The organism is Achromobacter sp. KK8, from assembly GCF_054188005.1.
This window is the reverse complement of the sequence record NZ_CM135178.1, coordinates 4,526,202-4,544,454: the sequence shown is the minus strand read 5'-3', so window position 1 is coordinate 4,544,454 and position 18,253 is coordinate 4,526,202. Positions and strand designations below refer to the sequence as shown.

Below are 18,253 nucleotides of genomic sequence, written 5' to 3'. Positions count from 1 at the left end.
CGGCTGAGGGGGAGCCGCAACACGTCGTGCTAATCGGTGAATGGGCAATGTAGGTCGCGCTTGTGACTGCGGCATGACAGCGGATCGTCAGCTTTCCAGCTCCTAGCCACCTGACAGGCCACGCTGCTCCGGTTCGGTCAGGCGGGCCTTCTGCGCCGCGTCCAGCTCGCCGTTGCCGACCATCTGGAAGATGCTGCGCGGGTCGTAGCCCTGTGTCGCGGCCGCCGCGCCCGGCCCCGGATTGCGGCCGGCCGGCGCGGTGGCGCCGGGCGATCCCGCGCCCGACAGCGGCTCGCTGCCATTGCCCAGGATCTGCACGCTGATGATGGACGGTAGATTGCGGCGCGCCGCCGCCTGCTGCTGGCGCGAGGTCTCCTGCGCGCCCTGGGTCGCCCCCGCCGCGGCCGCGCTGGCGCTGGTCAACGCCGCGACGTTCACCGCCGCCAGCGCCGGCACGCCGGTGGCCTTGCCCTGCCCCACCACGTTGGCCGCGTTGACCACCTGCAGCGCCGCCAGGTTGACGTTGCCCGAGTAGCGGATGCCCGCCTCGCCCGCGTCGATGGTGCCCAACGGCGCCACTAGGTCGACGTCGCCCGGCGGCACCTCTGGAATCGGGTTGAGGGTGGCGATCCCGGCGCCGGTGCTGGGCACGGTGGGCGACAGCGTCACGTTGCCGACGTCGTCATACAGGCGCCGCTGCGGCGTATACACCACGGTGCTCTTGGCGCCCCGGCCGCTGTTGATGTCGCCCTCGGCCGACCAGCCCAGGATGTTGCCGCCAAAGGTAGTCATGACCCGGCTCTGGCCCAGCAGGATGCTGCCCTTGGCGTACATCTGGATGTCGCCGGCGCCCTGGGTGATGATGCCGGCGGTGGACGGCGGCGCCACGCCCTCGACGCCGAAGACCACCTGGCCGCCCGGCGCCATCAGGTGGATCGAGCCGCCGTACAGCGTCTGGATGCCGGAGCCGCCGAACAGCGTGATGTCGCCCTGGTAGCGGATCGGCCGGCCATCCGCGCCGGTCGTCGGGTACAGCTCGGCGATCGCCTGGCGACCGCGGGCGTAGCTGCCGGCGCGCGGCCCGATCGGGTCGTTGTACTCGCGGCCGCCCGCCGTCAGTTCGGCGTAGTAGACCTGGCGCAGGAACACGCGCTGCTGCTCGGCCGGCAGCGCATCGAAATAGGCGCGCGCCCCGTCCGCGGCGCCGCCGTAGCCATGCTGCGCGCGCAGCCAGTCGAGCAGTTCGCCTTCGTAGGTCTTGGCCGTCTTGCCCGCCTGGCCGGACAGCGGCTGGCCCGGATCGGCGCGATTGGCCGGGTCCAGGTAGCGGCGCGCAAACGCCGCGTAGTCGCCTTGGCCGCCGGCGCTGGCAACGATGCCTGCACCGCCCTTGCCGGTGGTCTGCCCGCCGTTGATCGGGCCGATGCTGGTGAGGCGGCCCTTGTCTTCCTGCGTCAGGTTGCGGCCGGCGCTGACTTCCAGCCAGCCGGGGCCGGCCACGTCGACGTTGGCATAGAGGATGTCACGGCCGGCGACGATGCGGGAAACGTCGTTGGGTTGGTGATTCAGGACCAGGGCCTTGAGGTTGACGATGTCGCCGCCGGCCTGGATGCTGACGGGACGGGCGGCGTGGTACTCGATGCCGTCCTTGGTCGTTATCGTGCTGCCGGTAGACAGGCCCACGATGTCGCCACCCGCATAGAAGCGCGCGATCCCCGCGTTGGACAGGGCGGGACGCCCCGCCGCCGAGTCCGTGCCGAAGGCGAGCAGGCCGCCCTCCAGGCCCACGGCGTTGCCGGCGCTGACCGCCCCGCTGTCCCATGTGGCCTGGTAGGCGGGGCGTTCCGGCGCCGCGATCGACGTCGGGTCGGCGCCCGACACGCCGGTGCGATAGCCGCCGCCATAGAGGCCGCCGCGCGCAAGCATTTCCACGCTGCCCTGGCTTCCCGGCGCAAAGGACCATTCCGTTGCGGCGTTGGCCGAGCTGGCGTGATAGAAAATGCTGCCCGATGCCGCCACCACGCTGACGCGCGAAGGATAGGCAAAGACGTTCGCATACCCACTGGCACTGTATTGGTACTGGTTCTTGGTCGCCAGGTTGTCGTTGTGGCCGGCGGTGATCGGCGTCAAGGCGCCGCCCGCGGCGAACAGGTCCAGCGAGGTCCTCGCCGTCCACAACGAGAACCAGCTATTGGCCCCGCCCGGCTGTTCCACGCCCTCGTGAATGAAGGGGGTGGCCGACAGCTGGTACATCCTGCCGGCATCGCCCACGCCGCCCAGGACCAGATCCCCGCGTGCGTTCAGCGCGGCGGTGGCGTCGCCGGCCACGATGGCCGGACCGCCGGATGGCGCCGCCAGCGTGGGACGCAATGGGTCCAGGCCACGGGAATCCGATCGGTCCACCGCCCGATACAGCGGATCGACCCGTCCGATGCTGCGCGCGTCCACCTTGATGGCGCCGCGCAGGTTGGTCAGGACGCCGTTCAGATCGGAGTACGGCGCGGAAATGTCATTGACCCCATCGCTCGAGCTGGTTCGCAAGGGATTCAGCGCGCCGCCGACGCGCAGGCTCAAGTCCCCGCCACCGGTGGACACACGCTTGCCGTCCGGCGTGATCCGCCCGGTGCTGCCCACGGCAAGCGCCAGACCCTGCATGGTGGGATAGGTATTCTGCAACGCCACGGGCTGGGTCAGCACGCCTGCGTCGCCGCCCACATTGACCGACAGATTGCCGCCACCGAGCGTGCCGAAGCCGGTAAAGCCCTCCACCGATACGCCCGGGGTGTAGAACGTGGAGAAGTACGGCGACGGCAGGTAGGTCCCGAAGTTGATCCACCAGGCCGTCTGCTGGCCGATGCCAGCGCCCCCCTGGCGCCACAGCCAATAGCCGGGGTAGCTTCCCGGCGCGGGCGCCGCGCCACGGGGATCCTGGCCGTCGAACTTCGACGGCAGGCCGCGCACCGCGCCGCGCATGTCGCCTTGCACATTCAGCAGCAGGTCGCCGCCGCGCTCGGGATACCAGGCGGCGTATTGCCCGCCGGTGACGAGCGGCTCGTAGCTGGCCGCGGCGGCGCCCAGCACCGAGCCGTAGCCGTCCGTCTGGCTCATCAGCTCGTCATAGGCGCGCGGCAGGTTGTAGGCGTCCCTGCCCAGCGCATCGAGAATGGGATTGCCCTGGGCGTCGCGCACGGCGTCCGACGGCGTGCCGGCGGTGTAGATGCCGTAGTAGGAACCCTGCTGGAAGTTGCCGCCGGCCAGGATGTCGAGATCGCCGCGGCCGGTGCGGATCACGCTGAAGATGGGCGATTCGCCCAACAGGCCGAAGCTCAGGTCCTGCAGGTAATGCGGATCCGACAGCTTCACATGCCCGCGGTCGCCCAACTGGAAAGCCGGCAGCAGCGCGCGGGTGTCGGCCGAATCCAGGTCGGCGCCGCCCGCCAGCCGCAGACTCCAGGACGAAGCGCCCCGGCCCAGCATGGGCGCGACGGCCCAGATGCGGCCCTGTACCCCATCGGCGTTCAGGTCCCGCAGTTCCACCGTGCTGCCGTTGAAGCGCAGGTCGGTTCCGCTGGGCAGGTAGGCGCCGGCCGCCAGCGGCAGGTCGGCGGCCAGGGCCAGCGGGGCATTGAAGATCGACAGCGGCGTGCCTTTGGGCACGGTGAAGGTCCGCACGGAGATCGCCTGGTTCAATGCCATGCCCGCGCCCAGGCGGGCGCCGGCCGTCAGCGTCAAGGCGGCCGGCAGCACGCTGCCCTTGGCGTAGAGCGTGCCGTCCGCCGCGCGCACGTCGGCCTCCAGCACGGTGCCGGCCGCCAGGGTCAGGGGCTGGGCCAGTTCGACCTGGGCCGGCAGGCGCGCGTTGGCCTTGATGGTGTTGGGCTGGATCGGCAGGTCGAAATTCAGCGATTCGGTCTCGGTGTTGGGAAACACCGTGCCGCCGGCCAGCGTGACCGCGCGCGGCAGGATCAGGCTTTGGCCGGCCACGTCCACGCCATTGGCGTCATCCGGCCCCGCCCGGCCGATCAGGCGCCAGGCGCGGACGTCGTCATCGGTGCCCAGCGGCGGCGCGAAACCGTCGGTGATGCTGCCGTAGATGTTCAGGTCGCCCTTGGCGCGCACCAGCAGCACGCCGGCCGCGCCGAAGCCGCGGCGCGCCGGATCATTGCGGTCCGCGTCGGGGCCATAGCGGTAGTTCGACAGGTCCAGGTCGCCCTCGACGCGCAGATCGCCGTCGGCGGCGCGGCTGACGATCTCCACGCCGGGGCGCAACCCGTAGCCCCGCAGCCGAGCGCCCAGCGCGGCGTTGGCCAGCGCGGCGTTCATGTAGTTGACGCTGTCCGCGTCGATCTGGTCCAGATAGGCCTGGGTGATCACTTGCGGCGTGCGGCCGGTGATGTCCGGGGCCGTGGCGAGGGGCGCGTCGTCGTAGCGCCGGAAGGCATTGACCGACACGCGCTCGGCGCCCAGCACGTTGGGTGTGCCGAGGATGTCCAGCGCCACGTCATCGGCGCCCAGGCGCGGCGCGTTCAGGTCCAGCGTGCCGCGCGGGCGGCCATCATGCTGGCCGGGGCCATTGCCCGCCGCCACGCCGGTGCCGGCCCGCAGGTCGATGGCCGCGTTGGCGCCGAGCACCAGACGGCCCTGCGTGGCGGTCAGTTCGACCACCGCGCGGTTGGGGCTGTCGATGATGTCGCCCCGGCTGTCCACGCGCAGCAAGGCGCCGTGCGCGTCCAGCAGGCCGTTGACGATCAGGTCGCGCTGGGCCGACAGGCGGATGCTGCCGACCTGCGCGCCGCCGGCGTCGACCACGCCATTGACCGTCAAGCTGCCGCCGTCGACCGCGATGTTGATCCGCCGGGCCTTGATTTCATTGCCGATCACCAGGTCGCCGCGCTTGAGCTGGAAGGCGCGCGAGCCGGTCACGCCGCCTTCGGTCAGGCGCTGGTTCAGCGCCACGAAGTCGGCGATGGCCTGGGCCCGCAGCGCGATGCCGCCGGCCTCGAACGGCACCAGGGTGCCGCCGGCATCGTACTCGCCGCTGGACTGCCCCTTGATGGCGCCGCGCAGGTCGATCAGGCCGGCGCCGGCGTCCAGCGCCGTGGCCGTGAGCCTGCCGGCCTGGTTGTAGCGCGCCGACAGATCGATGATGGACCCGGCCGCCTGGACGATATCCCCCTTGCGGCTTTCGAGCTCCACGTCGCCGCCCCAGCCATAGCGCGTCTGGTCGCCCAGGATCACGGCGCGACCGCCCAGCTCGAGCCGCGCCCCGCTGGCCAGCGTCAGGCCATGCTCGGCCTGCGCCACCAGCTTGCCGCTGGGCAGCACGATGGCGCTGTCCAGCTCGACTTTGCCGCCTTGCAGGGTCAGCGTGGCGCCCCACGGCGCGGCGGCGTCGGCCGGCGCCGCGCCGGTGCCCGTCAATTGCAGCAGGTCGCCCGCCGTCAGGCGCGTGACCGAGCCGTTGCCGCCCGTGAGCATGGGCGTGCGCAACAGCAGCGAGCCGCCTTGGTACTGGAACTTGCCATCGACGAAGTCGCCGCGCGCCTGGTAGACCTCCAGGCTGCCCTCGCCGCCCGCGGTGATCTGCTCGGCGGCATCCATCCGCACGCTGGCGAAGCCCAGCGCCTGGCGCCGCATCTGCTGGTGCGGCACCTGCAGCGTGCCGTTGGCGTCGCCCAGCACGATCCGGCGCGCGCTCAGGTTCAGCGTGCCCAGGCCGGTTCCCGCCCCGCCGGCCGCGATCGGGGCGGGCTCGGCGTTGGCGACGCCGTTCCAGACCAGCGTGTCGGTGGACAGGGTGGCGACGTCGCCGGCGCCGCCGTAGCCATAGATGGCGGGCGTGTTCAGCACCAATTGCGCCAGGCTGGAGCTGCCGGTGGCGGCATCCAGTGTGCTCAGATTGACGTTGCCGAAGAAATTGACCGAGTCGCGCAACGAGAAGATCACCCGTTCCAGCGCCGGCGCGCCGACGCTGGTGTCGCCGTCCAGCAGGCGGCGCAACAGGTCCTGCGACAGGCGCAGCCCCGCGGGCAGAACGCCGCGCGCCATCGCGTCCGCCAGCGCGGCATCGCCGCCCGCGTTCAGGCTGCTGGCGGCCACCACCAGGTTGCGGGTGCCATAGCGCAAGGCGTCGTGCAGCACCAGATTGTTGCTGCCAAAGACCACCGTGCCATCGGAGTAAAGCTGGGTCGTGCCTGCGCAGGCTGTCGCCGGGCAGGCGCCAAGCTCGATGCGGCCGGATTGCGCGCCCAGCCCATTGCCGAAATCCAGCCAGCCATTGGAGATGGCCAGGATGCTGTTGTTTCCTCCCGCGCTGCCGAACCGGTAGCCCTGGCGCGCGTCATAAGGGGCGGCGCCCATCCCCAGCGTATTGATGGCCGCGCCGCGTTCGACCACGATCGACTTCGCCTGGTCGACGATCAGCAGCACTTCGGGCGCGCGCAACTGGGCGCCGGCGCGCACGATGACGTCGCCGCCGGAGCCGGCTGCCGTGCCCAGCTGGCGGTCTCCCGCCGTCACCGGCTGGTACGCCCAGCCGCCGAGCGACAGGCGGTTGGCGGCCACCGCGTTCAGATCCTTGTCCCGCAGCGCGATGCCGGCCGGCGAGGCCGTGGACGCGTCGTTGACGATCTCGAGCGCCGCGCCGTTGGTGCGAACCAGCAACTGGCCGCCATAGCCGTCACTGGCGGGCGTGAAGCGGGCCTGGCCGTCGAACCGCAGCGCCGGCCCGGCGCCGGGCAGGTTGCGATAGTTGAACTCCAGCGCCGCCGCGTCGGCGGGCAGCATCGGCCGCGGCTGGCCGCTGCGCGCGGCCTCGGCCAGCACGAAGGCGCTGTAGTCCATCTCGTTGTACTGGGCATGCCGCCGCAGCACATCGCCGGGGGTGACCAGCGCCTGCCGCGGCATGGCATCCACGGCGCCGGTGTTGGACAGGCCGCGGATGGCCGCGACCGACCAGGATCCCCCCCGCAGCGTACTGGCGTTGCCGCCCAGCGCGCCTTGCCCCAGCTCGACGCGATAGGCGCCGGGCAACAGGGCGTAGTAGGACGGCAGCAAGGTATAGGTGCCCGCGGGCAGGCCGGGCACGCCGGCGCCGATCGTGATGGTCTCGCCGGCGCGCGGGCGCGAGCCGGCGTAGCCGCTGGCTTCGTCGCGCGGCGCCACCGGCGCGTAGCCGTCGGCCAGGCCCGGCATGATCGCGTAGACCGGCCGGTCCGACAGCGCCGGCAGGTCGAATTTGCCGCTCGCGGCATCGAACCGCGGCAAGGGATGGAACAGCGGATCGGTGGAGCCGCCTCGCCCGCTGATGAACCCCGCGCCCGCCAAGGTGCCTCCGCCGGACAGGTCGATGACCGCGCCGGCATCCACCGCGATCGATCCGCCCAGCAAGGAAATGCCGCGCATCACCCCGAAGACGCTCATGCCGCCGACGCCCACGGCCTCCACCGGCGCGCCTTGGTAAAGGTAGCTCAGGCCGTCGACGGTGCCGCCATAGGGCACGGTGAGGCCCGCCGCGCTGACGGAGGTCAGGCTGCCGGGCAGCAGCCGCACCTGGCGGGTATCGCCGTTGATGCCGATGCCCATGACGATACGTCCCAACGGCGCAAACACGTTGCCGCCCTGCTCCACGTTGGGCGCGTTCAAGGTCAGCGCGCCGAACACGGACAGCGGCGCGACGCCAGCCTGCGGACCGGCCACGCCCTCGATCCGCAGCACCGCGTCGGCGTCATAGGGAACGCCGCCGCCGCGCCACCCGGCCACCGCCAACCCCTTCGCGCCCGTGGCGGGATAGACCCGCTGCCCGGCCAGTAGCAGGTTGCCCGCCGTCAGGACGGCGCTGGTGTCGCTCTGCCCGCTGATGGGGATGTCGGTGGCGCCCACGGTGGCCAGGAACCGCAGGTCACCCCGGCTGCGCAGGGCCACGTTGTCGTAGCCACGACGTTCGATGGCCAACTGGCTGCCGCCGCCCAGCCTGGCCGCGCCGGACATGCCGGCATTGACGCGGTTGCGGATATCGATCTGGTCGGCGTCGACTTCAAACAGCGCGGCGCCCGGTAGCGTCGACGGCTTCCACGCGTTGAGCGTGGCCTCGACCTGCTGCACGATCGCGGGAGTCAGGTTGGTGCGGCCGCTCAACAGCACATAGGGCGCGATGATGCGGACGGTGGCGCCCGCCCGGGTGTTGCCCAGCGCGCCCTGGTACAGGCTGATCGATTGCCGCGCCTGCAGCGTCACGTCGCCGTCGAAGGTCAACAGGTCGCGCGCATACAGCGACACGTCGCCAAAGCCGCCCGCCGCGATCTGGTCCACGCCAATGCGGCCCAAGCCATAGTCCAGCGCGGCGCTTTCCGGGGTGATGCCGGCCGGCAGCAGGCTCGCGCCCGCCGCCTGCGAAATGCGCAGCTCACGCGGCCGTATCAGGGCCTGCTGCGTGCCGGTCGCGTACAGCGGGGTTTCCAGCTTCAGCGACAGGGCTCCGCCCGCGGCGCTGGCGCCGCCCGCCGCGGCCCGCATCGCGCCATCCAGGTAGAGGCCGGCGGTGGCAGCCAGCGCGATCTCGCCGCCCTTGCCGTCAACCCGCCTGGCGCCCGCGCCGGCGCCGTCATCCACCGGAACGTCCACGGTCATCGCCGAACCCGACGCTTCCAGCACCGCGCCCGGCCGAATGACGACGAACTCGCCGTCGATGGCGATGCGCCCACCATCGAGCTGCTTGCCGTAGCGGCGGCCACGGGCGTCCACGGCCATCGCCGCAATGCCGCCCACGTCGAGCCTCGCGCCCGATTCGATCCAGACCGAGTTGGGCAGGCCGCCCAGCTGCGCGGTGGCCCCCTGGTCATCCGCGCCCCGCGCCACCACGATCTGGCCGCCGGGCGCTTGCAGCGTGCCTTGCACCCGCATCAGCCCGCGCGATTGCAGGCGGATGGTCTGGCCTGGGTCGACCCGCAGCACGGCATCCTGGCCGATCCGCAAGGCGCCCACCGTCTGCGGCGTCGCCGCAACGAAGGCGGACAGCGACAGGCTGGCCCCGAGCCGCTGGCTCATCCGGCCGGTGACGGCATTCTCCTGGAACAACGGCGGCGTCCACAGCGTCAGCGCGTCATCGAAGCCGGCCAGCTGCGGGGCCGGCGTCTCGGACCTGGGACGATAGACCGGCATCGCCACGTCCAGCGCCATGCCGTCGGCAACGGTCAAGCCCTGCGCGCCGTTGATGTCGTAGCGCGCGAACCCGCGCTGGAACAGGTCGCCGCGCAACACCAGGCCATCGGCGCCGGCATCGGCATCCGCCGCATCGCTGATCAACACGCGGTTGGCGCCGACCCGCAGGGTGCCGCCGCCGTTGACGCCGTAGCCATATACCGTGCCGGCCAGCGACACCCCCACGGGTCCCGGACCGGGCACGCTGCCGTTCAGCGTCACCTGCTCCAGCGCCACGTCGCCGCCCTTGCCGCCGCTCAGCCGGCCCTTGACGTCCAGGGTCGCGCCCGAACGCGCATCCAGCACGCTGCCCGCCGCGACGGCAACCGCGCCGGTGCCGCGCAGCGCGATCTGCCCGCCATTGCGCCAGGCCAGCGCATCGACGTCTTGCGGCGCGCGCCGCAGATTGGCCCACAGGCCGCTGACATCGATGCTTGTGCCGGGCGCGACCTCGACCCGCGCCGAGGTATTGGCGGCCGGCGCCAGGAAAACCTCGCGTTCGACGCTCTGCAGCACATTGCCGGCAGCCACGCGGCCGCCGCGCGCCGTCAGGTCGCCCTGGATGGAGACGTTCGGCGCGTATAGCTCGATCAGGCCCCCGGACGCGACCCGCAGATCCTGCCCGACGGTCACGTCCTGCGCCGCCACGGCGGTGACCTGGCCCAGGCCCGCGCGGCTCAGCGCCGCGGCATCGAGCCACACGGTGTCGCGGCGGTCCACCGGCATGGCGCCGTCCAGCCCGAGCCTGTCGGCCAGCGGCGGCATGGCATCGGTGAACAGGATCTGCCTGGCCGCGGCCGCCAGGTCGTACCCCCACGAAGTCGTCGTTGCGCTGGTGATCTGGCGTGCCACATAGCGGCCAACGATCAATTGGCCCGCCTGCGCCCGGGCCAGCTGCGACTGCTGGTAGCCGGTCTGCTGCCGCAGGCCCGCCTCCACCGCCTGTCGCGCCTGGGTCTGGCGTTCGCCCTGGAAGGCCTCGCCCACGATACTGCCTTCCATCACCGCGGTGCGCGTGCCGATGACCAGGCGGCCCGCGTCGCGTCCGGCCGTATAGCCGTCTTCGTAGCGCTGCCGGGGCGCCAGCAAGGCGCTGTAGAAATAGCGGGTGGCGCTCTGGCCCCAGCGCGCGTGGGTGTCTTCGAAGCCGCGATACAGGCCCTTATAGAGCAGGTCGCCGGGCGCGCGCGAGACTTCGTACAGGCGGCCGTCCTCGCCCCGCAGCCAGCTCTGCTGGATGTTGCCGCCCGCCACATCCAGCGTGCCGCCCGAGATGTTGATGAGCGACCCCTGGCGGGCGACCAGCTCGCCGCCCTCCACCGTCACCGTGCCGCCGATCGCCGCCCACTCGCCGATGCCGTGGCGCTCGGTGCCCAGGTAGCCGCCCACCTCCAGCAGCCCGCCGGCGGTGTACCAGCGCTCGCGTTCATAGCCGTTCACGCCCTTGGCCACCTGCACCAGCGCACGGCGGTCGATCCAGATTTCGCTGTTGTTCAAGACCTTGCCATCGCGGTTGAGCGGCGCGTCGCGCAGTTCGTTGCCCTGGATATTGATCTTGAGGTTGTTGGATTCCATCGTCACCTTGACGCCGACCGCGCCGGCGACGTCCAGCAACGCACCGTCGTTGAGCAGCGTGCGGCGATTGGCCGCGATGGTGATCTGGCCCCCCGTGGCCAGCGCCAACGCGCCGTCCCGGGCCTCGACCGTGCCGCCGCTGGTCACCTCGATGCGCGACTGGTCGCGGCGATCGGGCAAGGCGCTCAGGTGATCGAAAGCCTGGCCCGCGGTCCGATGATTGTCGCCCTCCTCCGGCGCCGGACGCACCAGCGTGTCGCGCTGCGCATCCAGCGCGACGGTGCCGTCGTTCTCGATCAGGATGGCGGTGGTGGAATCCCGGCCGAACACGACGCTGCCGCTGGCGTCGCTGGCCGAATTCAGCAGATGCACCGTGCCGCGCGTGGTCACCGACGTGGTGGCGATGGCCGCGCCCTGCTGGCGGACCTCGTGTCCGGTCAGCGTGATGTCGCCCAAGGGCGACTGGATCAGGCCGGTGTTGGCCGCCACGCCCGCCTGGCTGCCCGCATTGCGGCGCGCCGATACCTCGTTGCCACGGGTGGTGGAACGGACGTTGGCGTCCGATCCCAGGCCGCGGCGGATGATAAAGGTGTCGCCCGCCGCCAGCACCGTCTGGCCGCTCGGCGTCGTGATCTGGCCGGCGTTGTGAACTTCGCGGCCCAGCAGCAGGACGTAGCCGCCGCCCTGGGTGACGCCGCCAGGCGCGCTGGTCTGGATGCGCGCGCCGGCCTCGACGCGCACGTCGCCGGTGGCGTTGCCGGCGCGGGCGGCGTCGCCCTGGCCGACCAGGTCGTTGCCGAAGCTGGGCGTGTAGCGCTCGTTGGCGCTTTCACCCGTCTTGCCACTGTACAGGCCGCTGCCGAACTGGGCGTCGCTCATCCCCACCGCGGCGGCGACCAGGTTGCGCGTATTGACCTGGCTGGAACCGCTGAAGACGATGCCGTTGCGGTTGACGATCATGACGGTGCCGGGCGCTTCGATCTGGCCCTGTATCTGGCTGGGCCGCGCGCGCGGGTCGTTGACCCGGTTCAGCACCGACCACGAACTGGCCTGCTGCTTGAACGATACGGTGGTGTTGCGGCCGACGTTGAAGGTCTCCCAATTCAGGATGGCCTTGTCGGCGGTCTGGTCGACCGTGACGACGGTGCGGCCGTCACGCGAGGATTGCGAGCCGGGCGTCAAGGGACGCGCATTGAGCCAGCCGGCCGTCAGCGGATCGGTGTCGACCTTCAACCCGTCTTCGGCCATCCCGTCCGGCACCGGCGACCCCTGGTGCAGCGCCGCCTGGCGCGCCGCGGCCTGGGCCGCCTGCTGCGCCGCGATCGCCGCCGCGCCCCGGTTCAGGTTGGCGAGCGAGCGCTGCAGCTGCTGGTTGGCGCGCTGCTGGTCGCGCAGCGTCGACGGAATGCCGGCAAGGCCGCCGCCGGGCAGGCGTCCGGTCGCCGCGGTCTGCGCCTGCGTGGCGCGCTTGTCGGAGAACCAGCCGGGACCGAACGCCGGGCCGGCCGCCAGCGCCGGCGCCGCCGACAGGGCGAGGACCAGGGCGTGCATGGCTGGCGACAGCCGGAATGCGGGGGCGCCCCGTTGTCCGCCCTTGCCAAGTCGGGTCACGCTGCCTGTCTGCTGGTTCATGCCGTATCTCTGATCCTGGGTATGCGCCGCTACGAAAGGCGGCTGTCGATATGGGTGCCGGGCCGGGCGCGCTCGCGGCATGCGCGAACGCGCGGCAAATGGCCGCGACACCGGCAATGATGTGTCCGCCAGATGACAGCGGCGGGAAAAAAGGTGTGGAGTGGCGTAACAGTGCGGCGCGCGCCTCAGCCACGGCCGGCGACGTCGCCGCACACGGCCGCATTGCCGAGGTTCAAGCGCGCCGGCGTCCCCGCGGGGCTGACGAAGGTGGCCAGCAGGTGCGCGCGCAGCGTGGCGGGCAGCGGCGTCAACTGATGGCTGGCGATGGCCGCGGGGTCCTCGTACAGGCGCTTGAGAAACACCCGCAAGGCGCTCGTGACGATGGTATCGGCATAGCACTGGCTCAGCACCAGGTTGGTGGAGCCCACGATCGGATAGCCGCCGGGCGGATCCGCCACGATCCGCACCCAGTTGGCCGGATTGCCCGGATTGTCCGGCGACGACCAGCCCGGCGCGCCCGGACCGTGCCCCACCGCCGTGCCGTTGGGCAGCGCCGGCGCGCCGGTCGATTCCATTGCCGCGAGGACATTGGCGGACGTCGGCAGGTAGGCCACCCCATCATGCAGGTTGACCAGCCAGGCCTGTTTGATGCCGGCGGTGTAGGCGGGGTCCGGTCCGATATAGGTGATGGCCGAGACATTCCCCGCCATCGCCGCGGCGGCGCCGTCGTCTCCATGCGCCTCGACGAAATGGGCCGGCAAGGGCCCGGGCGGGAACTCCTCCCGGAACACACTCTTGCCAGTGAACCGCAAGGCGCCGCCGGTTTCGCAGACGGCACGCAGATGACGGGTCAGTAACGCGGTAGTGCCGCTGCCGTCTGCACGGTAGACCAGCTTGAAGGCGTCCAGCGAGGGCGGCACCGACACACCCAACTGGCTCCAGCGATCCACCATGCCCGAGAAGATCGCGCAAAGCTGCCGGGAACTCAGCGTGACGGGCTGCGACGGGCCCTTGTAGGAAATCGTGACGGCCACATACGCGGCCGGAATCTGGATCAACGGCCCGTGGCCGGCGGGGTCGCCCTGCCGGCCCCAACCCTGGACCAGGTAGTCGGCGATCTGCGCCTGGGTCAACGGCGTCTCGCTGCCAATCCAGTGGACTGCCCCGTTGCGGCCGAACGTGTCCGCGGTATTGAGCAGGAACGCGCGCAATCCGGCCGTGCTGCCCGTACCCACGTAGGACGGAAAAATCCCCGGCGGGAGTTTGGCGAGGGTCTCCTGGTACAGCGGCAGGGGCAAGCTGGCGCCGCCCGAGACTATCGTCTGGCCGGCGGCCGCGCCGTGGATGCAGGCCTGGGCCAGCAGGCACAGCGTGGCGAAGCGGAGAAGGTAATTGCTCATGGCGAACTCCGGGCATCGGGCGCCTGCCGGCATGTAGCGCCGCGCCCTGGAAAAAAAAGGGCGAAGCCCCGTTGCCGGTTGCTCCGCCCCGCTCTGCCTTGACGGCCAGTGCTAGCGAACCATCGTGAAATCAACCACGGCCGGCGTAGCTGCCGCAAACCGTCGCGTTGTTGATGTTCAGGTTGGCGGTGGTGCCGTTGATGAAGGCGGCCAGCACGCGCGTGCGGTTCGCCGGGGTCAGCGGAACCAGCTTGTGCTGGTCGATCTTGCCGGGGTTGCTGCCACCGACGGTCGAGTTGGCGGTCGAGTAGTGCGTGGTCAGGAAGTTCTTGATCGCCGTGGCCACGGCCGCGTCGGTGTAGCACTGGCTGAACACGAAGTTGGTGTAGCCCACGATCGGGTAGCCCGAACCCGGGTTGACCGTCGAACGCACCCAGTTGAACGGGTTGGCCTGGTTGTTCGTGTCGGTCCAGTTGGCGCCGGCCGGGTCACGTTGCACCACACCGGTGGCGGGCGGCAGGGCCGCCGCGCTACCCAGGGCGGTGCTGACGTTGGCCGAGGTCGGCGCGTACGCCACGCTGTTGTTCTTGTTGATCAGCGAGGCCTGTTCGAGCGCAACGGTGAAGGAGGGATCCGGGCTCAGGTAGGTGATGGCCGAGGCCTGGGCGCTGATGGCCGTGGCCACGCCGCCGCTGCCGGCGGCGGCCAGGAAGTTGGCCGGCGGCGTGTTGCCCGGGAATTCCTGGGCGAACGTGCTCTTGCCGCTGAACGCGACGTTGGCGTCGGTGCCGCAGACGGCCTGCAGGTGGCGGGTCAGCAGTTCGGTGGTGCCGCTGCTGTCCGAACGGTAGATCACCGTGAAGGCGTCGGGCGCCGAGCCGGAGGAGACACCGACGTCGCTCCACTTGGTGTACTTGCCCGACAGCACGCCGCACAGCTGCGCCTTGTTCAGCGTGACGCCGGCCGCGGGACCCTTGTACGAGATCGTCACGGGCGTGCCCACCGACGGGATCTGGACCAGCGGGCCATGGCCCGAGGTGTTGCCGATCTTGCCCAGGCCGGTCGTCAGGTAGTCGTTGATCTGGGTCTGGGTCAGGATCGAGTCGCTGCCGATCCAGTGGACCACGCCGGTGCTGTCGAAGCCGACGGCGCTGTTGGTCAGGAAGGCGGTCTTGCCCGCGCCGCTGCCCTTGCCGACGTAGGCCTTGAAGGTCGACGCCGGGAAGCTGTTGATTTCATCCTGGTACAGCGGTTGGGGCAGCGTCGCGCCACCCGACACCACGACCTGTTGCGCCAGGGCGGCGCCCGACAGGGACAGCATGCCGACCGCCGACAGCGCGGCGACCAGGGAATTGCGATTGAACATGTCTTGCTCCTTGCACTCGTTTAGGAGAGAACTGCGTGGGGAGAAAAGAACGAATGGACCCGAGAACGCATCCGGCGGCGCTCTGCAAAGGCCGGCCTGATGCGTTGGAGACATGTTGATCAGACGAGGTGACAGCGACGGGAAAAAAGGTGTGGAGTGAGGTAAGAATGTGCGGAGATGTGCGGAGTTCGCTACGCCCGCGCCGATTGCGCCTTCACGTTGCGGCGCGCGTGTCGATACCGTCTCAGCCCACCATCTGGTTGATCTCCATGATCGGCAGCATCACCGCCAGCACGATGGTCAGCACCACCCCGCCCATGATCAGGATCATCAGCGGTTCGAGCATCGCCGTCATGGCCATGGCGCGCCGCTCGATGTCGGCGGACAGCGTCTGCGCGGCGCGGTCCAGCATGCGCGCCAGCGTGCCGGTCTTCTCGCCGCTGGCGACCAGGTGGCAGAGCAGCGGCGGAAACACCTTCTGCTGGCGCAGCGCGGCGCCCAGGCCCGACCCGCCTTCGATGCGTTCGGTGGCGTCGAGCACCGCGCGGCGCAGGCAGTCGTTGGCCAGCGTCTGCCGCGCGGCGTCCAGCGCGCGCAGCAGCGGCACGCCGGCATCGGCCAGGATCGCCAGCGTGGCGGCGAAACGCGCGGTGTTCACGCCCAGCGCGAAGCGGCCGATCATCGGCAGCCGCAGGATGCGCCCGTGCCACGCGAGCCGCGCCGCCTCGGCGCGCTGCGACAGGCGCCACAGGCCGAACAGCAGCGCCGCGACCAGCGCGTTCAAGCCGCCCCAGGCGCGCACGTAATCGCTGGCGGCGAGCATGGCGCGGGTGATCCAGGGCAGCTCCTGGCGGGCCTGCGAAAAGGCGCTGACCACCTGCGGCACGACGTAGGCCAGCAGGAACACCACGATGCAGATCGACACCACCCCGACGATGGCCGGATAGATGAACGCGGTCAGCACTTTCGAGCGCAGCGCATTGCGCCCCTCGATGTAGTCGGCCAGCCGTTCCATGATGCGGGCCAGGTCGCCGGAGTCCTCGCCGGCCTTGATCAGGGCGCGGTAGATCGGCGGGAAATCGCGCGGCCGGGCGCTCAGGGCATCGGAAAAGCGTTGCCCGCCGCGCACGTCGGCGCGCACGCCGGAAAACGTGGCGGCGATATGCTTCTTTTCGGCCTGCTCGACGGTGGCCGACAGCGCGCCCTCCAGCGGCAGCCCGGCGGCCAGCAGGCTGGCAAGCTGGCGCGTGGCCCAGGCCAGATCGCTATCGGACAGCCGCGCGGCGAACAGCTCCGCCGAGCCGGCTCCGCGCCGGGCCGACAGGCGCACCGCCAGCGCGGTCAGCCCCTGGGCCCGCAGCTGCGCGCGGGCGGCGCGGGCGCTGTCGGCGCTCAACACGCCGCGCTGGATCCTGCCGAGCGCGTCGGCCGCTTCGAAACGAAAATCCGCCATGGTCCGCCCTACCCGTCCCGCGTGACGCGGATGATTTCCTCGCGCGAGGTCTGGCCGGCAAGCACCCAGCGTTCGCCGTCCTCGCGCATCAGCTTCATGCCGGCGCGCTGCGCGGCCACGCGCAGCTGCTGTTCGCCGGCGCCCTCGTGGATCAGGCCGCGCTGGGCGTCATCGACGATGTACAACTCGTGGATGCCGGTGCGGCCGCGATAACCCGTGTGGTTGCAGGCCGGACAACCCACCGGCTCGAACAGGCCCGGTTCCTGCGGCGATGGCCGGCGGCAGTCCGGGCACAGGCGCCGCACCAGACGCTGCGCCAGCACGCCCAGCAGCGACGAGGCCAGCAGGAAGCGTTCCACGCCCATGTCGGTCAGCCGCGTCAGCGCCGAAACGGCATCGTTGGTGTGCAGCGTGGCCAGCACCAGGTGGCCCGTCAGCGAGGCCTGCACCGCGATCTGCGCGGTCTCCAGGTCGCGGATCTCGCCGATCATGATGACGTCCGGGTCCTGCCGCAGGATGGCGCGCAGCGCCACCGCGAAGCTCATGTCGATCTTGGCGTTGACCTGGATCTGGCTGATGCCCGGCAGGTCGTATTCCACCGGATCCTCGACCGTCAGCACGTTCGAGGTGGCGGCGTCGATCTGGCCCAGCGCGGCATACAGCGTGGTGGTCTTGCCGCTGCCGGTGGGCCCGGTGACCAGCACGATGCCATGCGGCTGGTGCACCAGGCGATCCAGTTCGCGCAGCACGCCCGGCGCCATGCCCAGCTTCTCCAGCCGCAGGCGGCCGGCCTCCTTGTCCAGCAGGCGCAGCACCGCGCGTTCGCCGTGGCCGGTGGGCACGGTGGAAACGCGGATGTCGATCGGCCGGCCGCCCACGCGCAGCGCGATGCGCCCGTCCTGCGGCAGCCGTTTTTCGGCGATGTCCAGGTGCGCCATGATCTTGATGCGCGAGATCAGCGCGCCGTGCAACGCCTTGCGCGGGCTGACCACGTCGCGCAGCCCGCCGTCGACCCGGTAGCGCACCACCGAATGGGTTTCATAGGGCTCGATGTGGATGTCGCTGGCGCCGTCGCGCGCGGCCTGCGTGAAGAGCGCGTTGATCATGCGGATCACCGGCGCGTCGTCCTGCGCGTCCAGCAGGTCGGTGACCTCGGGCATCTCGTGCAGCAGGCGGTCCAGGTCGACCTCGTTCTCGGCCGCGCCGACCACCGAGGCGGCGTCGCCGGCATCGGCGTAGGCGGCGGCCAGCAGCCCGTCGAACTCGGCGTCGGCGGCGCGGCGCAGCGCCATGGGGCCATGGCGACGCCGCGCCTCGATCACGGCCCAGGCCGGCGTCTGGTCGGTGATGACCAGTTCGCCGACACCCCCGCCCTGCCACTGCAGCAGCGCCCGGTGCTGGCGCGCCCAGGCATAGGGCAGCTTGTGACGCGGACTGGCATCGCGCGCGTTCATGGCGCCAGCGACGATGCCAGGGGCGGCACGCGGTCGATCGATACCTCGGCCACGGGACCAGCCTGCCGTTGCTGGGGCGCGCACCCCGCCAGCGCCAGCAGCTTGGCCATGCTGGCGGCGGTGCGGCGGGCGGACGCGCGGTAGACGGTGCGCTGCAAGGGGTACTGCGTCACGG

The 18,253-nt window shown here is 71.0% G+C and carries 6 protein-coding genes; all 6 read right to left on the bottom strand.

Going from position 1 to position 18,253, the window contains the following annotated elements; genetic code table 11:
- Window positions 1-102 precede the first annotated feature (102 nt).
- Window positions 103-12,405, bottom strand: coding sequence for a filamentous haemagglutinin family protein (locus tag ACVN9Z_RS21060; protein WP_458212578.1), 12,303 nt, complete (start codon window positions 12,403-12,405; stop codon window positions 103-105).
- Between the two features lie 185 nt (window positions 12,406-12,590).
- A complete protein-coding gene (locus ACVN9Z_RS21055; protein WP_458212577.1) occupies window positions 12,591-13,805 on the bottom strand; it encodes a PstS family phosphate ABC transporter substrate-binding protein in 1,215 nt (404 codons plus the stop codon).
- Between the two features lie 130 nt (window positions 13,806-13,935).
- On the bottom strand, window positions 13,936-15,171 hold the full coding sequence (locus ACVN9Z_RS21050) for a substrate-binding domain-containing protein (RefSeq protein WP_006384901.1): 1,236 nt from the start codon (window positions 15,169-15,171) through the stop codon (window positions 13,936-13,938).
- A 244-nt stretch (window positions 15,172-15,415) separates the two neighbouring features.
- Complete coding sequence (gene gspF, locus ACVN9Z_RS21045; RefSeq protein WP_026384973.1) at window positions 15,416-16,624, bottom strand: type II secretion system inner membrane protein GspF; 1,209 nt, start codon at window positions 16,622-16,624, stop codon at window positions 15,416-15,418.
- 8 nt (window positions 16,625-16,632) lie between these two features.
- Complete coding sequence (gene gspE / locus ACVN9Z_RS21040; RefSeq protein WP_026384972.1) at window positions 16,633-18,078, bottom strand: type II secretion system ATPase GspE; 1,446 nt, start codon at window positions 18,076-18,078, stop codon at window positions 16,633-16,635.
- A complete protein-coding gene (locus ACVN9Z_RS21035) occupies window positions 18,075-18,251 on the bottom strand; it encodes a hypothetical protein (RefSeq protein WP_155257675.1) in 177 nt (58 codons plus the stop codon). The genes gspE and ACVN9Z_RS21035 overlap by 4 nt, the downstream gene beginning before the upstream one ends.
- Window positions 18,252-18,253: the final 2 nt, after the last annotated feature.

Coding starts and splice junctions, on each gene's coding strand:
- ACVN9Z_RS21055 (WP_458212577.1), bottom strand. CDS start 13,805: ATGAGCAATTACCTTCTCCGCTTCGCCACGCTGTGCCTGCTGGCCCAG.
- ACVN9Z_RS21050 (WP_006384901.1), bottom strand. CDS start 15,171: ATGTTCAATCGCAATTCCCTGGTCGCCGCGCTGTCGGCGGTCGGCATG.
- gspF (WP_026384973.1), bottom strand. CDS start 16,624: ATGGCGGATTTTCGTTTCGAAGCGGCCGACGCGCTCGGCAGGATCCAG.
- ACVN9Z_RS21060 (WP_458212578.1), bottom strand. CDS start 12,405: ATGAACCAGCAGACAGGCAGCGTGACCCGACTTGGCAAGGGCGGACAA.
- gspE (WP_026384972.1), bottom strand. CDS start 18,078: ATGAACGCGCGCGATGCCAGTCCGCGTCACAAGCTGCCCTATGCCTGG.